Below are 22,870 nucleotides of genomic sequence, written 5' to 3' on the forward strand. Positions count from 1 at the left end.
CCTGAATGGGATGAGTTGTTTGCCTGCCGCTGTACCTCAACGGAGCGTGCCATGCGACTTAGCCAAACTGTTCGTTCAAGTCGTGGTGCATCGACAGCAGGAACCGCAACGCCTGACTAACGGCCGCCTTGGGGTACTTCTTGCTGTCGGCAGTGATCGCCCCGCGGAAGTCCTTGATCTGCTTTTCCAGATCCATGAACTCATCCATGCTCAGGCCGCCATACTGGGCCCGCTTGGCCAGTAGCTCATTGATCTTGTTCCGATATTGATCGTAAGCCGAATCGGAACACAACATGGGCCAATTGACCGTGCCGGTCGTAGGATTGTATTGTTCGGTGGTCAGTGGCTTGAGCTTCTTCTTGTCCAGCCACGACGCATTCTTCGCTTTCATCGCGTCGATTTCCTGCTGCTGCCGCGCCTTGGCCGAGTCTTCCCGCCAGCGATATTGCTCGACGTGCTTCGAACGATTGTCGATATTGGCGCTGCGGGCCGCTTCGATGTTGCGGGCCGCCAAGCTGTCGTTCAGGTTCTTCGAACCCTGGGCCGAGATAGCCGAGGCCATGCCCTGCATTGCATCGCCCGCGGCCGTCGACGAGTGGTAACCACCACCATTGCCACCCCAACCACCTCCGCCATAGTAGGGCGTGTATTGCGAGGGCTCCGATCCGGCGTACGGCGGGGCCTGGGGCGGCGGCTGTGTCTGTGTCTGGCCATGCGTAGGCAAACACGGGATCAGCAGGAAGCCGAACAGGGCGGCGAAAGTAGTAGAAATAACGCTTGGCAATTTCATTGCATGCCTCGCAACGGTGATGAATGGACTAAATTTAGGAGGGTCAATGTGGGGAGGGTCTCTGCTCAGCAAACCAAGACCTCGAAAGGTGGGGAGACCCCGAGAAGCCCCCCCTCGAATCCCACACAGATCGACGGGGTGAATGCGTATCTTCCCTGAGACAACTATACTACCACCTGTTTCCGGGTGCTGTCCAGCAACTTGAATGCCACTTCCCGGGAGAATTGCGAAGCTCGTAGCGGCCGCGACCGCGTACTCCGATTAACCGCGTACTCCGATTAATTGGATACGGAGCTACAGAACGCACTGCGTGACGACTTACCCGGCGGGCAAGAACGAATTGGCCGTTGTGCCGTATTCCGCTCGAACCGCTCGGCCCAAGCGCTTAGTCCGTCCACCACCGCGGGGCTGCAGTTCGCCATCCGCGACAACCCGGCCAGCGACAGTTCCAGCAGTTGCAACGCCTGCTCCCGCACCACGCCCTCGGTTCGGGCGCCCTGCTGACATGCTTCGAGCAACGCCCGCTCCCACTGCAGACGGTCGGCAAACCAGTCGGCGCGGTGATAGGCCTCGCACAGGCTTTGGGCGTCGTACAGCAGTCCCGTCCAAAACGCAGCCAGCGTCGGCAGGTCGTCGTCCGCCAGGCGATCGTTCACACGCACTTCAAGCAACTGTTTGCTGCGCACGGGAGTGAAGATCTCGCCGAGTCGCTCTTCGGCCAGTTCGCTGGTCGATTTGCCGTAGTTGTCTCGTTCGATCATCGGCTCGATGCCAGCCGCCCAAGCGGCATACTCGTCGATGCCGAACCGCGTGGCGAACGCCTGCCGTGGCAAGCGAGTGCGGTGCTCGTCCATGCAGTGCCAATACAGAGGTCGGCACGATTGCCAGTTGCGACCAAAACGCCGTGCCGCGCTATTAGCGAACAATGCCACCGAGGCGGGTATGGCAGAGAGAATCACGCGAAATTTTCGCATCCAGTCAACGTCCGACTCGTAGTCGTACGACAGATGGATCGAGGCCGTGTGTTGCATGGGCACCCACGCCCGCGGCCCTTTGCTGCGATACCGCCGCTTCATGGCGTAGTATCGTTTTTTGGGAGGCCAACTGTCGCACTCCCGTTCGCAATCGTCCAGTGCGGTGGCGTCGGCCGTCAGTCCTACGTTCCCCAGCACGGAGTCGCGCGTGGTGTTCCATTCGCGAAGGCTCTGCTCGAGCGCGTCCAGCGACTTCAAGGGAGGCGACGACCACTCCAACTGGCAGCCTGGTTCCAAGCTGATGTTGCCTTGGTCCGACTGCAGACCTACCAGCGCGTCGTCTTCGAACACCGGTTCTGCATCGAGCTCGCGCTGCAATCGTCGGAGCACCTCGAGAATCGAATCGCTCGAGCCGGAATATTCCGCCCGGCGTCCCGATGCGGTCCGACAGAACGTTTCCACTTCCATCCCGATGCGGCGTTCACCGGCGGGAGTGCGACCTTCGCGCACTGACGTAGCAATGTCGCGGGGCCGCAGCGCATCACTACATTGCTGTTGCCGAAAGTTGGTGCGAAGGTTCATTGTTGGCCTCATCCGATTCTCGGTTCCACTGGCTGGTTGGTGGGGGCGTCGAACGCCACGCCCCCAGCTTCGAACGCTTGCGACCTAGTGGAAAGCAAACCCTATGCCATGCCGGGCAACGCAGGTTACCGAACGCTTCCGGCGTCATTCCCGGCACATTAGGCAACCCCGCACCCGCCAGGGCGGCAACCCTGCGATCGGGCAGCAAGCAGTCCGTCCCTCCAGCGATCAGCCCACCGGTCGCCTCAAGCCGACATACCCATCTGCAGAGGGGTATTCTATTGTTAGTTGCTTTTTCCTCGGCGGAAACAGCCAAAGCCGTCGATCAACTGGCGTTCACCGACTTGGAGGTCCGCTTAAAACTGCACAAAAATTTCGAAATTTCGCTTCCATTGTTCCTCAGTTTCCTGCAACATGGATGCTGCAGACGTATTCGGTGGGAGGGCATACTCTTCATTTAGCCGGCAGTCTGCGGTGGAAGTTGCGCAACACTGATCCCCACCAATTCATCACTTGGAGTAGGTTCTAATGACGCGGACAACTTGGTGGACCACACTGCATCTCGCTGCAGCAGTGGCCGCATGCATTTCAATTTCTTATTCTGCCTCGGCAGCTCCTATCCCGATCAGTGTCAGCGGCTTGAACGCCGACCTGGTGGTCGAGGCTTCTTCCACTGCACCGTACTCTGACGATGCAGAAGGTTTCGACATCCCCAATCAATGGGCCTATTTCGAAACCGGCCTGGAAGGTCAGGCCGCCGGCCTGCCTGTCGACGGTGAGTTCAACGCCGATGGTACGGGCACCGAGTTCGACATCGCCGACTACAGCGGCGATAACGCTCTGTTGCTCAGCAGCGCCACCCCCAGTGGTGTGTTGACCCTCGACACTCCTAGTCAATTGGCATCGCTGCACGTGTTGGCGGTCTCCACCAACGGTGGCGGCGCCGGTGCGTTGGTTGTCACCTACGACGACAACTCCACGATGATCACCGACTACGCTGCTCCTGACTGGTATGGCGACATTAGCGGGTCGACCACCTTCAGCAACGCATTCAGCCCCGCGATTCAGGGCTTGGGCCGTATCCGTCTGACCGACGATCTGATCGACACCCCCACTGGAAACCCTGATCTGTACGAGACGATCATCCCGCTCGATTCGAGCAAGGCAGTTGTTTCGCTCGAGTTCACTCGCGCCGTGACGCTGAACTCTGCCAATACATCGACCGGCATCTTCGCCCTTAGTGGCGAGGTGGTGCCCGAACCCTCGACCATGGCCCTGCTGGGTCTGGCCGGTCTGGGCCTGGTTGGCTGGAGATTCCGCCGCTAACTCTTGGCGATAACTTAAGACACCTCTAAGCGGAGCGGACGCCCAAGCGTTCGCTCCGCTTTGCTTTTGTGCCGACACCGTTACACCGACTCTCGGTTATCCACCTATGCCACTGCAGTGAACCGAAGGCTCCCCACTCTTTTAAGGCCTCAATGCGCACGGCACTCTCGCCGACGCGCACCTGCTTTCGCATGAGTTAGAGGCAGCGCGATTGGCTGCGGTAAACGGAACACAGAGCGTGCGCAAGTGCGAGACATATTCTCGCAAAAAGAGCGGGATGAAAAGGTCTTCACCGACTATAAAGAGTAGTGTGGAGCTGTATCTGGTAGCGATGAACGCTGCGTCTTCAGTTCAACTACAGCTTCCGGTGTCGGGTTCATCGCTGAGGTTTGGGCGGCACGCTTGCCGCAGCTTGGTCGACACCACCCATGTGAAACAGGCAGGTCTTTCGTACGTATCGTTTGTTCAACTAGAGAGGTAGATCTAATGATGATGAACCGTGTAGCAACGCCTGTTGTACTCGGAGCCGCGCTCCTGCTGGCAGCGACCAGCACTGCTGCTACTGTGCTTGTTTCCGACGAATTCGAGGCCGACTCTTCGGCGTCGTACCTGGTTGTCGATGAGATCAACGGCGCCTCGGGCGACGGCACCCCCGACAGCGTCTCGACATTCGCTTACGACTACATTACCGCTGGTTTGCCTTTGGCTCCCAACTCCACCGCGGGCGACACGGGCGGACTCTTCTTGGCCGTCAACGAAACCGCCGATGATGAAGGCGCCGCCGACCATGTCACGGCCTTCCTCAACACTCCCGTTACGACTCCGGCCTACACCGTCCAGGTCGACATGTACATGGGCGTCGAGGCAGGTGCTTCCGGCAGCACCGAAATGGCAACCATCGGTGTCGGGTCGGATGGCACCGACTTCAACTCGATCTTCACCCCTATCGCGGGCGTTGGTCAATTCGTTTCCATCACCGGTGAAGGTGGTTCGTCGTCGGATTATCGTCACTACATTTCCGGCACTCCGGTCAACAGTGGCGACATGAGCTACCTCAACTCCGAGATGACCACCCAATCCACGGGCGACACCTACCTGTCGATCTTCCCGGAAGAATCGAGCGATTTCGCTGGTTCGCCCGGCAACCAGTGGGCCACGGTCACCATCTCGGTGAACCCTAATCGAGTGCTCTACTCGATCAACGGTACGCCGATCATCATGGCGCCGTCGACGGCCGTATCGGGCTTGGTTGGCTTGGGCTACAACGATCCGTTCAGCTCGGTCGGACCGCATTTCGTGGTGTACGACAACCTGACCGTCACCGAAGTCCCCGAGCCCAGCACACTGCTTCTCGGCGCTCTGGGCATGGTTGGCCTGGCTTCGCTTCGCCTGCGTCGCAACGGCTGAATCACCACCTAGTTTTGAATGTTTCCCGCACACGAGGTCATGGCGACTTGTCGCTGTGACCTCGTGTTTTTTTACGCCAGTGGCGGATCCGTTTGCTTGCCAAGCGATAATTCGTCCCCTCTCTCGCCGGCCCGCCCCCCGATACAGCATCTCATTGCCGCGATCCGCAGCGCCATATCCTGCCACAATCCATACCCTTGGCGGGCGAGCGCACCCTCGCTGTGTTTGCCCGGTGAACGGCAGGTCAAATATCTAACACACCTTGCGCACCATGCTGCTTGACGCATCTTCGGTTGCAGCGATATACTCTCCGCGCTCTTCAGGACACACGCAGTTGAACGAGCCCGCCGGCGACCGTCGTTGTCGTCTGGAGTGCCGACCAGGCTGCTCGCAAAAGTGACCTTTATTCGTAGGTTTTGCAGGGCGTCGCCATGCAGGAGGCGCACTTTATTGACTCGTTGCAACGTCACAGGACGGTAAGGGAATTACAAGTGAGCTGCTGTTCGCTTGCCAGAATTATTCGTGTGCCGGACGTTCACGTGTCGCCCCGCCTACGCTGGTGCGCATCGCCCTGAAAATCGATGGTGCGCTGCGCGAAATCGGTTCCCGCGGTTCGCCAGCAACACCGCAGCAAACGCTTCGCATTCGCTCGCCCATCCTTCTCCTCACCTGCAGGCCGCTAATGAATTATTTCGTTGCTACAGATGAGTACTACGAGCTTCGCTAATAACCACTTTTACACGAGGAAAGATTTCTAATGAAAACGCAACTTATTGTCACCGCTATCGTCCTCTCGTTCGCCGCGGCACCAAGCCAGGCGGACGTCATCTTCAGCAACCTGGGCGCCGGCGACACGTTCAGTGCCGCTGGTCGTATCTTTCAAGGCGAGAGCGTCGGTACGATCGGCAATGTCGATCAAGCAGCGAGCTTCAGCGTTGGTGGCACCAGCTACCTGCTCGACAGCCTCGAACTCGGTGTGAATGTTACCTCCGCTGGACCGCTCGACGTCATTCTGGCGGCGGACAATGGTGGTGAGCCTGGTGCCGAACTCGAAGCCATCTCCCTCAACCTGGCCGTTGGCGAACAACTCGCGCTGGCATCGGCGGCTGGCACCACCATGCTCGACGCCAATACGACCTACTGGGTGATTGCCGATGCCAAGGGCAGCATCGACGGCGGTTGGCGATTTAACACGACCGGCGACGTCGGTCTGACCGCGGGCCGAAGTGCCGGCGTGGGATCGACCAACTATGGCGATTGGAATCTGCGTCCCGACGACGACCGCTATGCCTTTCGCGTGCAAGGCACGCCCATGGAGATTCCCGAACCCACTTCGGTCGCCTTGTTTGTGATCGCTGGCATCGGCGCCACAGCGCTGCGGCTGCGCAAGCGGGACTAGGCGCACGTCGACCCAACGCTGCAACCCACCACCCGCCGCAAACAGGCACGTCCTGCTTGCGGCGGTTGTTTTTTGTCACGGTGACTTCGTTGGAGAAGATCGTCCAGAACGTTCAGTTACATCGATCATCGCCGTGGGCACCGGTTCGTTTTCCCGACTGCGTTGCCCCCGTTGCCGCGCGATTTGCACGTTTGGACCTTCGTGTTCACAGTGCCGTGTGGCGATGCATGGATAGCTCTATCCGATGGCCCGCTGCTAGGATAAAACCTATAGCTTGAAGCCCAGAGTTCTGACCGGCGAATGGCAACGTATCGCGTACGCAGATCCCTCAGACACACGCGGGCTGTGTGGCCGTGTGCCGGAAGTCTCTAGGATGAACATGCAACGTTTGCCCAAGCTGATTGGCTGTTTGCGTACTTACAATCGCCAGACGTTCTTGGCGGACCTGCTGGCGGGCGTAACTGTAGGAATGGTGGCCTTGCCGCTGGCGATGGCATTCGCCATTTCGTCTGGCGTGGCTCCCGAAATCGGCCTGTACTGCGCCGTGGTGGCGGGCTTCCTCATCTCCGCACTGGGTGGCTCGCGCACGCAGATCGGAGGTCCGACCGGGGCGTTTGTGGTGGTCGTGTTCGGCATTGTGGCCGACCATGGTCTCAATGGGCTGTTCCTCTGCACGATGATGGCCGGCGCGATGTTGATCGCCCTGGGCGTGACCGGCTTGGGCGCCGCCGTGCGGTTCATTCCTCGGCCCGTCGTGATTGGCTTTACCAATGGCATCGCCATCCTGATCGCCAGCACGCAGATCAAAGACTTCTTCGGTCTCCAGGTCGACAAGGTGCCAGGTGAATTTCTCGAGCGGGCTCACGTGCTCGCGGCGAACTTCCATACCTTGAGCATCACGGCCACGCTCGTGTCGATAGCGGCCCTGGCGGTGGTGCTGCTCTGCCGCAGGTACCTGAGCCGGGTGCCCGGGGCCATCGTGGCCATGTTGCTCGGCACCTTGGTGGTGACCTTGCTGGATCTGCCGGTCGAGACCATTGGATCGCGGTTCGGTGGTATTCCTAGCGGCTGGCCGACGTTCGCCTTGCCAAAGTTCGACACCGCGGAGATTGGCCCGCTGCTGCTGCCGGCGTTCACGGTCGCCATGCTTGGAGCCATCGAATCGCTGCTGTCCGCGGTGGTGGCCGACCGCATGAGTGGCGACAAACACAATCCCAACGTCGAACTCGTGGCCCAAGGCATTGCCAACATCGCCTCGCCGCTGTTTGGCGGACTGCCAGCCACCGGCGCCATTGCCCGCACGGCCACTAACATTCGCTCCGGCGGCAAAACACCGGTGGCCGGTATGGTTCATGCCCTGGTGGTATTGGCCATCCTGCTGTTTGCAGCCCCGTTGGCGCACTACATTCCGCTATCGGTGCTGGCCGCTATCCTGCTGGTGGTCGCTTACAACATGGGCGAGTGGCGCGAGATTCCCAAGCTGCTGAAAATGTCGAAGGCCGAGATCAGCGTCTGGCTGGTCACGCTGCTACTCACCGTGTTCGCCGACCTGACGGTCGCCGTGCAGGTCGGAATGGTGCTGGCCGGTTTGCTCTTCATTCGCAAGGTCTCGATGACCACCACTGTTACCCAGGTCACTGGCGAGTACGTCGAAGACGGCCGGCTGCACAGCTTGCAAGACAAACACATCCCCGACTACGTCACCATCGTCAGAATCCATGGACCATTTTTGTTTGGTACGACCAATAAGCTGACCGACCTGTTCGAGCACGTCGATGCGTTCGCCCCTATCGTCATCCTACGACTGCGAAACATGACCGCCATCGACGCCACGGGCCTGCTCACGCTGGAGGAGCTGGCCGACCAACTGCACGCCTCGGGACGCCACCTCATCCTATGTGGCGCTCGCGACCAACCGGCCCAGCGAATTCAGCAGGCTCACGTCTTGCACCACATCGGCCAACAGAATGTGTGCCCTCATATCCATGCGGCGCTCGAGCGGGCTCTGGCGGTGCACCAGCAGCAACAACCTCTCACCGTAGAGATCACGGCCACCACGTAAAAGCACGCGCACCACCGCGCCGTTGCAAGTTCACTCGCGCGCCGGCAGCGGAAACAGCGGGCGAATCTCGGCGGTGCCGCGGCGCGAACCGGGTATCATGGCGGCCACTCGAATCGCTTCGTCCAGGTCCTTCACGTGGATCAAGAAGTAGCCGCCAAGCTGTTCCTTGGTTTCGGCGAAGGGACCTTCCGAAACCACGCGGCCACCCTGGCGAACTTGCACGCACTTGGCGGTAGCAGGCGCCTGCAACGGAGCGGCCGACAAGTACTGCCCTTGGGCGTGCAACTGGTGACACAACTCCACCGACTCGGCCAGCGCCACCGCGTGTTCCTCCGGCGGCCACGCTCCTTCGGCGGCGTACAACAGCACGATGTAATTGGTGCCCGCTTCGCTTTCGGTCGCGGCCGGTTGCGCCTGCTCGACGTCCGGCAACTCGAGCGGCTCGGGAATCGGCAGCAGCGGCCGCACCTCCACCGCCCCCTTGCTGGCCGGCGGCAATCGACTGGCGATGGCGATCGCTTCGTCCATACTGTCGACATCCAGAATATAGTAACCGCCCAGCTGCTCGGTGGTCTCCGCAAACGGGCCGTCGGTCACCTGGCGTTTGCCCTCGCGGACGCGTACCGTCGTGGCGGTGCTAACCGAATGCAGCGGCGACGAGGCAATCCACTTGCCCTCGGCCTCCAGCTCGTCGCAAATGGCCATCGACTGCAGCATGCAATCTTTCCGCTCCTGTTCGGTCCAGCCCTCTTCGGCTCCGTAGATCAGCAACATGTATTTCATCGGTATCTCACCCGTCGTAAGCGGCTTGTAGTTTTGCCATGTCCAGTTTAATCATCTGCACCATCGCATCGAACACCCGCGCGGCGCGGTCGGGATCCGGGTCGCCAATCATCTGGCCAATGCTCGCGGGCACGATCTGCCAGCGGACGCCAAACTTGTCTTTCAGCCAGCCGCAGGCCACTTCCTGCCCACCGTCGGCGGTGAGCTTCGCCCACAAGTCGTCGATCTCCTCCTGCGTCTGACAACTCACCGCCAGCGAAATCGCTTCGGTGAACTCCCAATCCTGGCCGGCGTTCAGGGCGACGAAGGTCATCCCTGCCAGCTCGAACTCCACGGTGATCACGGAGCCAGTGTGGGGATGCTTGACCGTCTGCACGATCCGCGAGTCCGGCAGAACCGAGACATAGAACTCCGCGGCTTCTTCCGCCTGATCCTTGAAGCCGAAAAACGGCGTGATCTTGTTCTCGAACTGCATGGTTTTATCTCCTCTCGATATCGTTTCGCTCTTACAAAGCGGTTTGGGGTTCTGTGCTGGTTGCTTCTGGCGGGCGGCACCCAGGCACGTTGCCCAGCACCAGGGAAAACACGATGGGCCTCCGCAGCGCCAGTCCGGTCCACATCAGTACGCCGATGATGACTGGAAACAGGATGCCGAACAGCTCGTCCCCGGCCCGCAGATGGGTGAAGACAGCGCCGCCCAAGTAACCAGTGGTCAGGATGGCTCCCAGGAAACTTGTCCGCGGAATCAAATACAACGCGGCTACGGCGATCTCAATCATCCCGATCGTCGGCAGCAGCCCCATGGGAATGCCCAGGTGGTCCATCATTTCCTGCTTGCCAGGCCAGTCCAGGAACTTGGGCACCCCGCTTCCGCCGATCAGGAACAAGCCGACCAGGATGCTCAAGGTCCAGCCGATGGTCCTTTTGGCTTTCGAGGTTTGCATGGGAATATTCCTAGGATCAATTGAAATGTAGGTGACCTGTGGTTGGAGCCGGCCCGTGCTCATCCACGTCGACTGTTTGGCGGGAAGAACCTCCGCGTTTATAAGCTAGTCGAACCACCAAGGCCGGAATCGACCGCCGGGGAGAATCTTTTTCGAAGTTTTCGCCGCCCCGCGGGGTGGGGCCGGCTAGTTCGCCGCATGGCTCGTGTCATCGTGAAGCAGCGGCAAGCGACCAAAGGATCTCGCCGCAATTCTTTGGGAGCGTCTACCGTGACGGTTGCTACACGTGCGTTGGGAACAAAGCTTGCATGCTTATTGCTGGAACGGTTGGCCAAAGGAGCGGCGTCATGTTGCTTTCCTCCACCACGCCTGATGTGTTCATCGCCGGACTCGAGGCACTTTTGATGGCAATTTGCCTGCCCGGCATCGTGTTCGGAGCGCCCATGCTCATCGCCGCCTGCTGGCCGCGAGCCAACGCCCGCCTCCGCCGCTATGTGCTGCATGGCACATGGACCTGTGCGGCCGTATCCCTGCTGTTCAGCCTTTTGGCCGTCGCTGGGGGAGAAGGTTTTGAACTGGAGAACGTCTTCTTCACACTGCTACTGTTCGGTGCCGCCGGAGCCTTCTGGGGCGGCGTGATCGCCTTGGTGATCGAAGCCCCCGCGGAGAAGAAGCGGCTGTACTTCGTACTGCTCGGCATCCTCGCCGTCGTGCTGCTCGGGCTCTGGATATGGCTGACCCAGGTGTTCTTAGCGTTCCAAGATTGGGGCCGGTGACTTGCCGCTTTGTGTCATCCTGAAGGAGCCGTAGTCGTAGGCCGTAACAAGCCCTGCGCACTTACGGCACCTCAACTCTTTGTGTCATCCTGAAGGAGCGGCAATCCTTCCCGTGTCTTCCTGAAGGAGCCTAAGCGACTGAAGGATCTCGCTGGAAGTTTGCGGGGTGGTTGGTTGTGACGGTTGGTGCTCAACGGGTGCCACACTGAGCTATTAATGCGATGAGATTGAAATGACTCCATCTACGTACGGCCATTTGTTCAATTCCTGGATGCCAGTCATCAACTCAGAAAGCGATACACATGGAAAATCCGGGATGAAGTAGGATGCGTACGTTGGATACAGCGTTACCAGTGCACCGGCAACTCGTTGTGGCTCAATTGCGGGCAAGTTCGGGATGATCGTGCGAAGGGACCGCGATATCGGTCCGATATTATTCTGCACCCAATCAAATTTGCGCCTCAACTGCTCTGCGTAACACTTATCTCCCATGGCGAATTTGGATATGTCATCACGAATCAACGATGGTTCGTGCCCTGCATCAACCATCTTGCACTCGACGACTATTATCAGTGCTTCATTTGGAAGGTATCCAAGGAAGTCTATCTCGCCAATGTCCCCAGGGATTTGAATACTTGTATCCCCGACACCAATTTTCTTCTTCAGCGATGCTCTCCCGAGTATACCCGCGCGCTGCAAGTTGCGATCGACCTCGTTCTCAAACCATTTGCCAGCGGCGTTCTGAAGTTGACCCAGTGCTCTATTGGTAGACGAAGTTCGCCATTCGCGTGGAAAGCGCTGGAAAATTGTGCCATCACGCAACAAGAGCAAGCACTCTCGCGCCATCCTCCGGGACCAAGCTAGGTGGTGCCCAGTCTCATGTGTCAATTCAAGAAAGCCACGACGCGTTGGGCGATATTCTCTTTTGGGTTTCCAAACTTGTCTCCCTTCGGCACTAGCTCTGTCGAATAGTACCGTAAACCCATCAAGGAGCAGTTCCGCGGCCTTTGCTGTCCACCCACGCTCTATTCTCAGCCAATCGAGAACAGACGATCGACTGGTGACGGGAACATCAAAATCGTTGGGGGCACATTGGACTCCGTCAGTTATTTCGACCAATGTATCTACAGCTGTCTGATAGGAAAATCCCAACTCTTGTTCGCAGATGCTGTTAAGAATGCGGCTTTGAAAAGCGGTGTCCACATTGGGTTGCTTCCCAATAAGAAAATTGTCTCGAACATTCCTGTCTGCCGTGACCCGCCGTGAGAAATCTTCAAATTGCTTAGGGTGCTCTATAGCTAGGTCCCAGTAAATCTCCCCACCTTCGGGCAATATCTTAAAAGTAGTCTGGTCGGGATGAATTCCATAAGTTTGATCGCTCAAGATATATAGATGCACTAGCATCTCGCCGCATACGCATATTGTTTCCAGCCCGAGTAGCAGCGATGGTCGTGGAGTGTCCTGGTGTTTTTTTAGACCTTTCGCGGCTACAAGCTCAGCTATGTGCTTTAGGCTGCGCCGAATCAGAGGTCCTTTTTCTGACCAGTACTTCCGTTCGTCGTATGTAAGTGCGTTTGCTTTGGCCTCGAATTCGATCGCGGTGGCCTTGTCGTATTGGTCGAGAATGCAGCGGAGTAAATCTGCTGATGCGAGTTTCTCCATCTCTGTGGAAATCACAGCGTGGTAGTAGCCAAATTGGTATTGGAGAATCTCATTGATCTTGGCTCGATCAGAGTAAGTTCCAGTTGAGTACCCTTCTCGTAAGTGTCGCTCTGCTTCATAGCGGAGTATAATTTCTGTTTCTGCTCGGGGTCGAAAAAGGATCTCTCCACCAATTTCGATGTGGAACGCGCTGTCCATGAGTTGCTCCTTAGCCGGTATCCATCCAAGGATTTCGATTCTGCTATCTGTTCTAATGAGCCTATAAGGTGTTTCCGGATGAATAATTGCAGAGATTTGTTGTCTCCTATTCAACTCGTTTGCATGTGCTTGGGTTCCGTCGAGGTTCTTCTACTTGCCGTACCTTGCTGACTCGATGGTTCTCAGATACACAAGAATTGAATTCATTGAATTTACAACGAGGCGCGCTTCTGCTGGCTCCAGGATAGAGTTGTCATGAGCCAAGGAATGGTTGTTTCGCAAGTCGTTGAAGCTGTCGAGTAAGCCAATGAATGACTTTAGTGCCCTCGCAGTAAAGTCATGAAGTTGACGTTCTTGCTCTAGGCACTTGCGGTACTTCCCGAATCTCGAATGAAGTGGCTCACTTTGAATGCAGTTAATGCCTCTTGATGCAAGCAAATGTGTGACTTTCTTTGTGCAGTAGGTGTGTAGATGGTCTATGGCCACCTCGGGCTTGTTGGCTGCTAGAGTTCGCTCAATGTCGTCGACCAGTTCTTCTAAGGTTCTATCCGAGGCAAATGACTCGATGCCATCTGTGGGCATGCTCGATGCATCAGATTCTAGTCTTGTGATGACTTCCAGGAAGTTCTTGGATCGTGATCTGGCGAGTTCGGTCACCTCAGAATTTGTATCTCTTTCGAGGAGGCCCTCCCTGTGATTCCAGAGCGCTCGAAGCACTTGAAGTGCTCTGGGTGAGCTTGCCTTAGTCAGAAACGCCGTCAGGTAGTTCCGCTTCGAAGGGCCGTTACTTCGGTACTCCTCGGAGTAGATGTCAACCCCGAACTCATCTTCGAAGAACTCCGCCATGGTTGCATCCGAAAAGTCGAGAACGTAGCCGAAACCGCGGGGGTATGCCATTGCGTCCTCGATCACCTTAATCTCCGATCGCTTTAGATTTGCCACGCCAGGAGCTCCTGTGAGATTCAGTCTTATCTGCAACGTACTCCAGTGACAGTCAACCGAGGTATTGGGTTCTTGAGTTCATCGCCAAGAATTCAATTTCTTCGGATATACCAAATCCTCTAACACGCTGGGTCGAACTCTGATGTTGGCAGCGATTCATTCTACAGGACTGAGCTGTAGGAATGTGATGCAGTTGGCTTCTCCAAGTGTGGGTGCCTAGGGGCAGCTCCCTCCAAGTCGAAATTGAAACGTTGCTTGCCATAAAAAGCGATATCCATGGCGAGGCCACCACCCTCCCCGGGCCTGAGAGCCCGACCCTCCCGCAAGCGGGAGGGTGAATTCTTGGGGTCGCGGTTTCTCGTGTTGCAGTGCCCTCCCTTCTCCAACCTAGATCCTTCAGTCGCTTAAGCTCCCTCAGGATGACACGCGCGCTTGCGTCTTTGGAGCAATCGGCGGGCCACCTCGCTCGTTCGCGGAGCGAACGGCCACACTCTAACTCACCATTTTCTTGTAGTTTTCTTACACGCACTGCGGTACAACCAAAATACGGTTAACTGTACGCAAGAACACTACCAAGAAGGAGGCCAAAATGGCGAGGCCGAGGGTGTTGGATGAGGAGAAGTTGGAGCTGATTCGCAGGATGGTGGCGGCCGGGATGTCGCTCGCGCGGACTGCCGAGCACGTGGGGTGCGATGTGAAAACCATCTGGCGGCACCGGCGGCAGCATCCGGAGTTCGATGCCGAGCTGCGGCGGGCGCGGGTCGCGGCGGATGCCGGGCCGCTCGAGACGGTGCGGCGGGCGGCGGCCACCAACTGGCGAGCGGCCGTCTGGTTGCTGGACCGGCAGGCCCGGCTGCAAAAGCAACAAGAACGGGCGCGCAAGCAAGGAGCCACGTCTCGAAAGCAAGCAGACCCACGCCAGCGGGCTCGGCAGCAGCGCGATCGGCAGCTGCAGGATCTGCGCCCCTTGGCGGTGGCCGTCGAGCGGTGGGTTGCCGAGTGGAACCGCCGCCATGACGAGCGGCGAATCGACTCGGTTGAGGTTTTGGTCCAACTGGCGGGCGGTGCGGAGAACAACGCGGCCAGTTGTTCCCCACCCCGCGAGCAGACGAGTCGAAAAAACAAGGGGTAAACTAACCTGGGGGGAACCAAAACCCCCGGAGTTTTGGGCCCATGAATATAAATCCCCCACCGTTGGCCCAAAACCACGGTTGGCCCAAAACGAACAAGGCTCGGATAGCCGGTCCGCCACGCGGGCCGCGAAAGTGGTCCATCCACACCCAGGGGGCTCGCGAAAGTGCTCCGTCTGGCGACGGAAGCTACGGGGGGTCCTGCGCGACTGCGGCAAATTGACGAAACAACAGAACCTTCACCAGCCGATAGTGGTCGCATACAATAGGGAGTCCGCCTGCGGGCGGCAGCTTCACTCTACACGGGGGCGAACAGGGTTCGACCGGATAGGCGAAGCGTAAGTGGCGTGTCGTGGTTGATCGGTGGCCCACGTAAAAAGCCGATCAAAACCTTCAATTGCCGAAGGTAACTACGCTTTGGCTGCCTAGAACTAGGCTGCCCGTTCCCCAGCTGCTCGCCGGAAGCGGCTGACGGAACGTATAACCCCCTCCGGACCGCTGCGGTTCATTGCTGAGCACGGCCGCGGTTAAATAAGTTCTCGGCTAGTTCATCGGTAGCCCTGCCTGAGAGGCGCCCGATGAGCGAAATCAAATCTCTCGGGACACACACGTAGAAGCTTACGTGGAGATATTACGGGACGCGGGTTCGATTCCCGCCGCCTCCACTTTGTCACTTGTTGCCAACTGGCGACGATCAGCGTCAAAACCCTTGCCTCGGCAAGGGTTTACGCGTTTCTGGAGATTCTCTTCGGTGTCAGACGAAGTCATCCCATGCCCCTTGGCGCCGCAAAAAGTGCAGCGCATTTGCAGCGCGCCAGATTTTGGCAGCGCTGCAAGAGTGGCGGGTTCTACCCTCCTTTGAGGTGTCGGCAGGTTTGCGACGGCCTTGGCCTGGTCGCTAAGGCCAATGTGCGTGTATTTCATCGTCATGGTCACGTCAGAGTGTCGCGCCAGCTCTTTGGCCTCCGGCAGAGACACGCCATTCCGCAGAAGTTCGGTGATGTGCGTGTGGCGACCAGCGGCATGGAAGTCCGCTATTCCCTCCTCTGTCTTGTAGGCGATACCGACCCGCTCCAGGTCCTTCTTCACCATGAGCCACGTCTTCTTTCGCTCCAGTCGAGGAAATAGTTTCTCAGACGGCTTGAGTCCTTTTAGCCAGCTTTCGAGCAAATTGACGAGATCGGGGTGTAGCGGCAGGACATCTTTGCGGCGGTGTTTGGAGCACGCCGCTTCTACAGTGACTGTAGCTGGACTGACGTCTAGCACAAAGCTCCTCGGCGTCAGGCTGGAGAGCTCTTTCCTCCTTAGGCCCGTCATGTAGGAAAGCAGATATACTTTGGCCCTCTGCTCGCCCGATAGGCCCTGGATTCGCTTACTACTCGACCGAGCCGACTCGACTAGCTCATATACCTCCTCCGAGGTCAAAGCCCGACGGGGATGTCGCACGTCAGTTGCAGTGTTAAGACGCTCTAAGCGCACAAGTGGGCTCGCTAAGAGCCGTTTCGTAGTCACACACCAGTAGCAGAATGCGTCCATGGCCTGCAGATAGTGATTGTAGGTGCGATGCCCTAAATTCTCCGCTTTCCGCAGCTTGCGAAGATAGCTCTGGACCTCCTCTGCCTCGATAGCTCCAAGGGTTTCAAAGCCACATCCCTCTACTACGCGGCGGACACGAGCCATAGTGAGCTTCACGTGCTTTTCGGTATTGTCGGAGAGGCTTTCTTCGAAGGCCGACAAGTGCTCATGGATTGGGGCAGACCGATGCGTGGCTACGCGATCCTGCGACGGATCGATGAGACCCGTGGCTCGTTGCCTTGCTTCGGATTCGAGCTTTGCTGCAAGTTCCTCCGTCAATCCCTTGTCGGTAAAGCCCCGCACTGTGCGGCGTTTACCTAGGTGATCAACGTACTGGATCAGGTACGGCTCGTTGCGTCGCTTACTGCGTTTGAAAATAGAAGCCATGCTTATCTCCTTGATCGTCCATTGTCGCCGTCTTGCTGCGGCGGACAACCTTCCGCAATCCAGTTTTTGATTTCGTCAACTCGCCATCGAACAGTTCCAGCCAAACGAACTGGCTCTGGGAGCTGTCTCGCACTTCGCATACGCCATAAAGTACGTGTAGAAATTTGCATCATGCGAGCCAGATCACCTGCCGGGATGAGCAGGGATTCTTGAGCTGTGGCTGAAGGTTCCTGGGGTATCGCCATACCTAACTCCTGTAACATCGCCCACTGAATTCGCTATCAACTGCAGTTGATCGTATCTCCGTTGCAGCTGGACAGTTTCCAACTCCATCACATATCTAGGCACGGTTTCTGCCCACTCATTGCGCTACAACACGAATTCATTACCCGATGCGGCGTCAATACTGTGCACAACTGACGGTGGAGCAGCGGTCAACAGGCCATCGGAAGATTGGTCTAGCGGCTTGGACTTACCCGGTCTAGTTGCCTCAAGCGATACTCTGAAAAGTAGTGCAGACGTGGCATCCCCACGTAGTAATTTGCAGTCTCGACGGATTTTCGATAAGCCTCTTCGGCGTCCTCAATTTGACCATCAAGTTCATTTCGCTGTCCTACATAGAACCAGACGAAAGAGTCTTGTCGCTGGTTCTCTGGCTGCAGCTTCGTCCATTGGTTCACGTATTCCTCAGTACTCACCCATTGTAGAAAGTAAGCGGCAGTCCATTGGTTGCGATCGCCATTTGCCAAGTCATAGTCCGTCGTACCGCCCTTAGCAGGTTGCCCCAAGGGAGCGAGCAAGTTTCTAAACGTATGCTCAGCAGCTTCCTTGTCCCCCAGCGCATATAGTGCCCATCCAAGCGACTTCTGGTAGAAGCGTGATTTACCACCATCAGCAATGGCACGGCGAATCTGTTCAGCAGCACGTTCGTTCTGTCCGTCAAGAAGGATCAGCTCAGCGAAAATGAGTCGCTCCAGTGGTGTCCACGCGTGTTCCAGATCGATATCGTTGGCTACTTCGACTGACGCTTCCAAAGCTGGCATGCGATCGGCAATTGCCTGAAACACTGGCTCTATCCAATAACGCCCATCTCCAGGTTGAAATTCACTGGCGAACTCTTCAAGTAGCGACTTGGCATCGGCGGCACGGCTCATTCGTAGGTAAAGGCCCACGAGAGTACCCAGACACTCGGCTTCGTCGCGAGTCCTTTGCAGGCTTGTCGGGATGGCGGCAAGAACCTGTTCGAGCAGTTCGATTGCCGACTGATGCTGGTTTGTGCGTAAGTACGCGTTTGTGAGCGCACGTACTGTGTTTACGGTGTCTTTGTCATAGTTACTGGGATTCTGCTTCCAAGCATTCAAGGCCTGCTCGTAGAGTGCAACTGCCTCGTCGAATCGACCAATGGACTCATAGGAGCGAGCTAGATTGTTCATGCTCCGGCGAGTGAGGTAGTGTTCGAGACCAAGTTGTACTTTCATGAGTGCATATGTCTGCTCTCGTAATGCCATGGCGTCATTATCGCGCCCGAGAACATCATAGCTGTTCGCTAAATCATTTTGGATTCTCAGCGTCTGGGGGTGACTTTCGCTAAGCGTAGCTCTCGTTGCCTGCAGAGTTTCTTCTTGCAGTTGTGCTGCCTTGCCAGTCTCTCCGATGTTGTAGTAGCAGTTCGCAACATTATTCATGCTATTGAGCGTATCAGGGTCATTGGAACCAAGAACTTGCCTGCGTCGTTCAAGTGTGGATTGATGAAGTTGCAGTGCATCCTTAATTCGTCCAAGGCGTAGATAATTGTTGGCGAGACCGTTCGTGCTGCGAAGTGTATCAGGGTCGTCGACACCTAGCTTTCCCTTACGCAGTTCCACGGTCTCCTCGTACAATGAGTTCGCCTTGTCATGCTGTCCAAGTGCAGTGTAGCTATTAGCTAACCCGAATAGGCTTACAAGCGAATTTATGTCTTCAGGCCCCAAGTGCTCCTCGTACAACTGTCGCGCTTCTGAATACTGTTCCAGTGCGAGCTCAGACTCGCCAAGGTAGAGAAATGAAGCGCCCAGCGTGTTGCGAAGGCGAGCTTCAACAAGCGGCTGATCGACAAATCGAATCCTTACATCTTCCATTGCCGCATTAATTGCTTGTCGCAGCGTTACTTCTCGGCCGAGGCCCCCGTCTTGTCCCTCCGGTCGTGCCGCCGCAAGCACTCTGTCTTCCAAAAAGTCCAATACCGCGACGGTCCGCTTTTCACTCGCTTGTGCCAAGTTCCTCGCGTCAATTGCATCCGCCGCCTTGCGACGGGAGTCAAGTGCAAACAACAACGATAGTGTTGCGCCTCCCACAAGGGATGCAATGGCTACAGCCGCCGCCGTTGCAACGCTCTTGTTGCGACCTGCCCAGCGGAAAGCACGCGCAAAGCGTCCCACTGGGCGCGCTACAATCGGCTCACCACGCAACAATCGGTGAAGTTCATCACTGACATCATTCGCCGTTTGATATCTTTTTCCCGGATCCTTCTCTAGACATTTCGAGGTTATCGTTTCAAGATCTTTGGGAATCGTTGCATTCAACTTTCGAGGACTAGGAGCCTCCGCGTTAATTACTTGATGAAGAATCATGCGTACATTGCCGCGAAATGGGAGCTCGCCGGTGAGAAGTTGAAACAGAATCACCCCCAGCGAGTACACGTCGCTACGGCGATCGGCAGCATGCGATTCCCCCTGGGCTTGCTCCGGTGACATGTAGGCAGGGGTCCCGACGACTTGCCCGTCAATTGTCACCGTCACCTCGCCCACTTCGCGACGCGCCAGGCCGAAATCCATCAAGTGAGGCTCGCCGGCCCCGTCCATCATGATGTTTGCCGGCTTCAGATCGCGGTGGACAACACCTTGCTCATGGGCATGATGCAGGGCATCGGCAATCTTTGCACAGACTTCTGCAGCTTCCGGGCTGGAGAGCTGCTGTCCCGTGAGCCAGTCTCCAAGCGTAATTCCGCGAACCAAGTCGCTGACGATGAAGACGGTATCTCCCTCGCGGCCGACTTCGTGGACGCTGACTATATTCGGATGCCGCAGTTGGGCCGAAGCTCGCGCCTCACGCAGAAACTTCTCTGTCTCGTCCGCGTCCATATCCGAACGACGCGGGATCTTCACGGCGACTGTTCGGTCGAGTTCTTTGTCACGCGCCTTCCAGACGCTGCCAAACCCTCCCATCCCCAATCGCTCGATCAATTCAAACCGCCCCATCTCCGTTAAGGAATCGGCGCTCCGCGTCGACCGCGGATTGTCAATGAGGCTAAAGTGGCTGCCGCAGCTCTCGCAGATTAAGTCGCTCAGTGGACAGTCCGCCGCCAACTCCTGCGGCGCGTGACACTGGGGACAGCGAATCCGAAGACGTCGGCCGGGCGTTGAGTCGTGTTTCAACGTCGCCGTCTCGGCTGCCTCCGCAGCAGGCCAGAGACGCTCTTCGTGTGCGAAGAACGACCTCAGATCTTCGGCCAACGCTGGATGTTGGGCGATTAGCTCTTCACGGTCGACGTGCACACCCTCATCGAGCTTGCGCAGGTATTCGGCAAGAACCTGCTCGAGTTCGGAATGTGCGTGGTTGCCTGTGGGGCTCATTATCCGCAAGTCGGCATGTGCCGATTTAGCTGCACGATAGTGCCTTGGAACCTCACCGCCTTAGTGCGGCGCCGATCAGAAACGTTCTGTGTACTGGGTGGTGTCATCAATTGTGCCGGTTTGGTAAGGTTAAGCAACCCTTTTGGGGAGTCCGACCGAAATCTCGGAAGAAGTGTAATGTCCAAATTAGACGGCTACTTGCGGATCACAGAGGCCGCGGAGTACCTCGGCGTCTCGCCAAATACTCTGCGGAATTGGGGGCGAAGCGGCAAGCTGGCTGAGCGCCGGCATCCAATCAATGGTTACCGACTGTACTCTCGCGAAGAACTAGATCACATCCTCAGCGAGGCTCAACAACCGAAGTCAACTAGCCTGCGCAAGAAGAAACCCCGTTAGAAAGTCATCCTGCAGCGGTATCTCAAGAGCAATCCAATCCCCTCGGCAGAAGACCTTAATCTGGCTGGTGGCAAACACATGGCGAACAACCCGTACCTCGACCAGTTCCTTATGTTCTACAGCCAGTCTGACGCTGGCAACGGACTGACGCGCGGCCTTGAGAATGATTTGGCACGTCGGACCTATGTGCCCACCAAGCTCGATCGTGAACTTCGAGACGCGATTCTGGATTGCACGTATCGCCTCGTGATCCTGACTGGAAATGCCGGTGACGGCAAAACCGCTTTCATTCAGAAACTAGAGGAAGCAGCAGAAGCGACAGGGGCAACAGTATCGCGTCCTGATTCTCTGGGAAGTCACTTTGAGCTAGGCGGTCGGACGTTCCGGACGTTGTATGACGGTTCGGTTGAAGTTCCAGGCACCACAAATCAAGAAATGTTGGCGAACTTCTTCCTCGATTTACAAGGGGACGATCCACCCACAGCCAACACGTGCCTCGTCGTTGCGATGAACGAGGGCAAGCTCATTGACTTCCTGTCGCACACAACGCAGTTCAAATGGCTTAGCCAGCAACTGCTAGAGCATCTCCAGCTCGACTCCCCGCTTTCTGACGACATGGTTCTCGTGAACTTGAACTTGCGGTCAGTCGTAGACGCCGCTCGCGGTCAAACCGACAGCATCTTTGATCAGATTCTTGATCGGTACGTCGCTGAGGAGTTCTGGACGTCTTGTGACGGGTGCCCTGCCCGACACCGATGCCCAGTCAAGTTCAATGTCGACACGTTTCGACTCCGCAGTACAAGTGGGCTCAGTGACAAAGATGCCGAAGAGGTCGAGGAAAGAAACGCCTCGGCGCGGATCGCCCGATCACGCCTAAAAAGCATATTCCAGATCCTACACTTCCGAAAACGGATTCACGTAACGGTACGCGATCTGAGATCAGTGCTCGCGTTTACATTGTTCGGCAAGCACACGTGCCAGCAGATCGAGCAAGAGATTCAAGGCGGAAACGCAGACTTCACAGATCGTTACTACTACAACGCCGTTTTTGATGCGAACGAAAAAGATCGCATCCTCGGCCTCCTACGCGACTTTGATGTCGGACTGGCTTCGTTGCCTATGACCGACAGCCGATTGAGCTTCACGAGGCCGGGCACCTCCGAGTTTCGCCAACTCTTCTTGCGATTTGACCAAGCTGGGACGCTCGGTCGAACCACCAGCGATGTCGAAGACCTCTGCCGGCTCTACGATACCCGTCCAATGAGCCCTGAGCAGCGTACGCAAGACGCCTTAGAGACATCACGAAAGTACGTAGCATCCTTGCGTCGCAAATTGTTCTTTGAAGGCGATCAACCGGACGAACAGGGACAACGCAAGTTTCTCTCGCATCTGCTTCCATACGACAACATTGAAAAGTTCATGCGGTTCATCGAGACCAAGACTGACCCCTCGGGTCAACTCAAGCAATGGATCGTGCTCGCGATCAGTCGAAGCGAGAGCATCTACGACGAACAACGCGGCCGTGAGAATATCTGCATCCGCACTCGCCATGACGCAGACACGGCCGTGAAGGCCTACTTCACGTACCCAGCCGGACACTTCAACCTTGAAGTAGAGGAGCCGCCAGCGCAAGCCACGTACGTAGAATTCCTGCCGACGAGTGTCCATCTGCGGCATCACGAACGCAACATCATGCTGGAAATATCACTGGATCTCTACGAAATGTTGATGCGTATCCGCGACGGCTACGTTCCCGCGGCGGGAGAGATGAGGGCGTTTTTCTTGAACTTGCTGATGTTCAAGAAGCAGCTCATGTCTCTGCCCTCCGATCGCCTGCTCCTTTCGGGTTCCGACTACAATCTTTACCAAATGTCACGGACGCCGCAGAACGGTGTTTCCATCGGCGTGCCTTCGTGAGGTAGGTAA

The 22,870-nt window shown here is 57.0% G+C and carries 17 protein-coding genes and 1 other RNA gene; 9 read left to right on the top strand and 9 right to left on the bottom strand.

Features of this window, described 5'->3' with window-relative positions; genetic code table 11:
- Positions 1-58: 58 nt before the first annotated feature.
- Entirely contained in the window at positions 59-790 is a 732-nt protein-coding gene (locus NG895_RS01910; RefSeq protein ID WP_252850748.1) for a hypothetical protein, read from the bottom strand.
- A 278-nt stretch (positions 791-1,068) separates the two neighbouring features.
- Positions 1,069-2,346, bottom strand: a complete 1,278-nt coding sequence (locus NG895_RS01915) for a glutamate-cysteine ligase family protein (RefSeq protein ID WP_252850749.1) — start codon at positions 2,344-2,346, stop codon at positions 1,069-1,071.
- A 528-nt stretch (positions 2,347-2,874) separates the two neighbouring features.
- Between NG895_RS01915 and NG895_RS01920 the strand changes: the two genes are divergently transcribed.
- The 4 genes from NG895_RS01920 to NG895_RS01935 all read left to right on the top strand — a co-directional run bounded on the left by NG895_RS01920 (position 2,875) and on the right by NG895_RS01935 (position 8,540).
- Positions 2,875-3,672: a PEP-CTERM sorting domain-containing protein gene (locus NG895_RS01920; protein ID WP_252850750.1), complete on the top strand. Its 798-nt coding sequence runs from the start codon at positions 2,875-2,877 to the stop codon at positions 3,670-3,672.
- Positions 3,673-4,158: 486 nt separating this feature from the next.
- Entirely contained in the window at positions 4,159-5,079 is a 921-nt protein-coding gene (locus tag NG895_RS01925; protein ID WP_252850751.1) for a PEP-CTERM sorting domain-containing protein, read from the top strand.
- Positions 5,080-5,836: 757 nt separating this feature from the next.
- Positions 5,837-6,478 carry a choice-of-anchor R domain-containing protein gene (locus tag NG895_RS01930; RefSeq protein WP_252850752.1) on the top strand — a complete coding sequence of 214 codons (642 nt, stop codon included), beginning with the start codon at positions 5,837-5,839 and terminating at the stop codon, positions 6,476-6,478.
- Between the two features lie 373 nt (positions 6,479-6,851).
- Positions 6,852-8,540: a SulP family inorganic anion transporter gene (locus tag NG895_RS01935; protein WP_252850753.1), complete on the top strand. Its 1,689-nt coding sequence runs from the start codon at positions 6,852-6,854 to the stop codon at positions 8,538-8,540.
- Between the two features lie 30 nt (positions 8,541-8,570).
- On the opposite strand, the gene NG895_RS01940 is transcribed toward NG895_RS01935, so the two are convergent.
- The 3 genes from NG895_RS01940 to NG895_RS01950 are packed head-to-tail and all read right to left on the bottom strand — an operon-like array spanning position 8,571 to position 10,267.
- A complete protein-coding gene (locus NG895_RS01940; protein WP_252850754.1) occupies positions 8,571-9,323 on the bottom strand; it encodes a YciI family protein in 753 nt (250 codons plus the stop codon).
- A 7-nt stretch (positions 9,324-9,330) separates the two neighbouring features.
- Positions 9,331-9,798, bottom strand: a complete 468-nt coding sequence (locus NG895_RS01945) for a VOC family protein (RefSeq protein WP_252850755.1) — start codon at positions 9,796-9,798, stop codon at positions 9,331-9,333.
- 31 nt (positions 9,799-9,829) lie between these two features.
- Positions 9,830-10,267: a DoxX family protein gene (locus NG895_RS01950; protein ID WP_252850756.1), complete on the bottom strand. Its 438-nt coding sequence runs from the start codon at positions 10,265-10,267 to the stop codon at positions 9,830-9,832.
- A gap of 347 nt (positions 10,268-10,614) precedes the next feature.
- Between NG895_RS01950 and NG895_RS01955 the strand changes: the two genes are divergently transcribed.
- On the top strand, positions 10,615-11,043 hold the full coding sequence (locus NG895_RS01955; protein WP_252850757.1) for a hypothetical protein: 429 nt from the start codon (positions 10,615-10,617) through the stop codon (positions 11,041-11,043).
- Positions 11,044-11,256: 213 nt separating this feature from the next.
- Here NG895_RS01955 and NG895_RS01960 read toward each other — a convergent pair whose 3' ends face one another.
- Complete coding sequence (locus NG895_RS01960; protein WP_252850758.1) at positions 11,257-12,903, bottom strand: hypothetical protein; 1,647 nt, start codon at positions 12,901-12,903, stop codon at positions 11,257-11,259.
- Between the two features lie 150 nt (positions 12,904-13,053).
- The gene (locus NG895_RS30515) at positions 13,054-13,845 is read right to left on the bottom strand and encodes an abortive infection family protein (RefSeq protein WP_252850759.1); all 792 of its coding nucleotides are present in this window, start codon (positions 13,843-13,845) and stop codon (positions 13,054-13,056) included.
- A gap of 589 nt (positions 13,846-14,434) precedes the next feature.
- Here NG895_RS30515 and NG895_RS01970 point away from each other — a divergent pair.
- Together NG895_RS01970 and ssrA are read left to right on the top strand one after the other, a co-directional pair.
- Positions 14,435-14,977 carry a helix-turn-helix domain-containing protein gene (locus tag NG895_RS01970; RefSeq protein ID WP_252850760.1) on the top strand — a complete coding sequence of 181 codons (543 nt, stop codon included), beginning with the start codon at positions 14,435-14,437 and terminating at the stop codon, positions 14,975-14,977.
- A gap of 302 nt (positions 14,978-15,279) precedes the next feature.
- Positions 15,280-15,643, top strand: a transfer-messenger RNA (tmRNA) gene (gene ssrA, locus NG895_RS01975).
- Here ssrA and NG895_RS01980 read toward each other — a convergent pair.
- Both NG895_RS01980 and NG895_RS01985 read right to left on the bottom strand, forming a co-directional pair.
- Positions 15,594-16,985, bottom strand: coding sequence for a tyrosine-type recombinase/integrase (locus NG895_RS01980; RefSeq protein ID WP_252850761.1), 1,392 nt, complete (start codon positions 16,983-16,985; stop codon positions 15,594-15,596). The two genes, ssrA and NG895_RS01980, sit on opposite strands and share 50 nt — an antisense overlap.
- A gap of 410 nt (positions 16,986-17,395) precedes the next feature.
- Entirely contained in the window at positions 17,396-20,548 is a 3,153-nt protein-coding gene (locus NG895_RS01985; RefSeq protein ID WP_252850762.1) for a serine/threonine-protein kinase, read from the bottom strand.
- A gap of 177 nt (positions 20,549-20,725) precedes the next feature.
- Between NG895_RS01985 and NG895_RS01990 the strand changes: the two genes are divergently transcribed.
- Together NG895_RS01990 and NG895_RS01995 are read left to right on the top strand one after the other, a co-directional pair.
- Positions 20,726-20,944, top strand: coding sequence for a helix-turn-helix domain-containing protein (locus NG895_RS01990; RefSeq protein WP_252850763.1), 219 nt, complete (start codon positions 20,726-20,728; stop codon positions 20,942-20,944).
- 78 nt (positions 20,945-21,022) lie between these two features.
- Complete coding sequence (locus tag NG895_RS01995) at positions 21,023-22,861, top strand: hypothetical protein (protein ID WP_252850764.1); 1,839 nt, start codon at positions 21,023-21,025, stop codon at positions 22,859-22,861.
- The last annotated feature ends 9 nt before the right edge of the window (positions 22,862-22,870 follow it).

Origin of the sequence: Aeoliella straminimaris (assembly GCF_024054565.1) — a bacterium.
In the GTDB taxonomy this organism is placed as follows: domain Bacteria; phylum Planctomycetota; class Planctomycetia; order Pirellulales; family Lacipirellulaceae; genus Aeoliella; species Aeoliella straminimaris.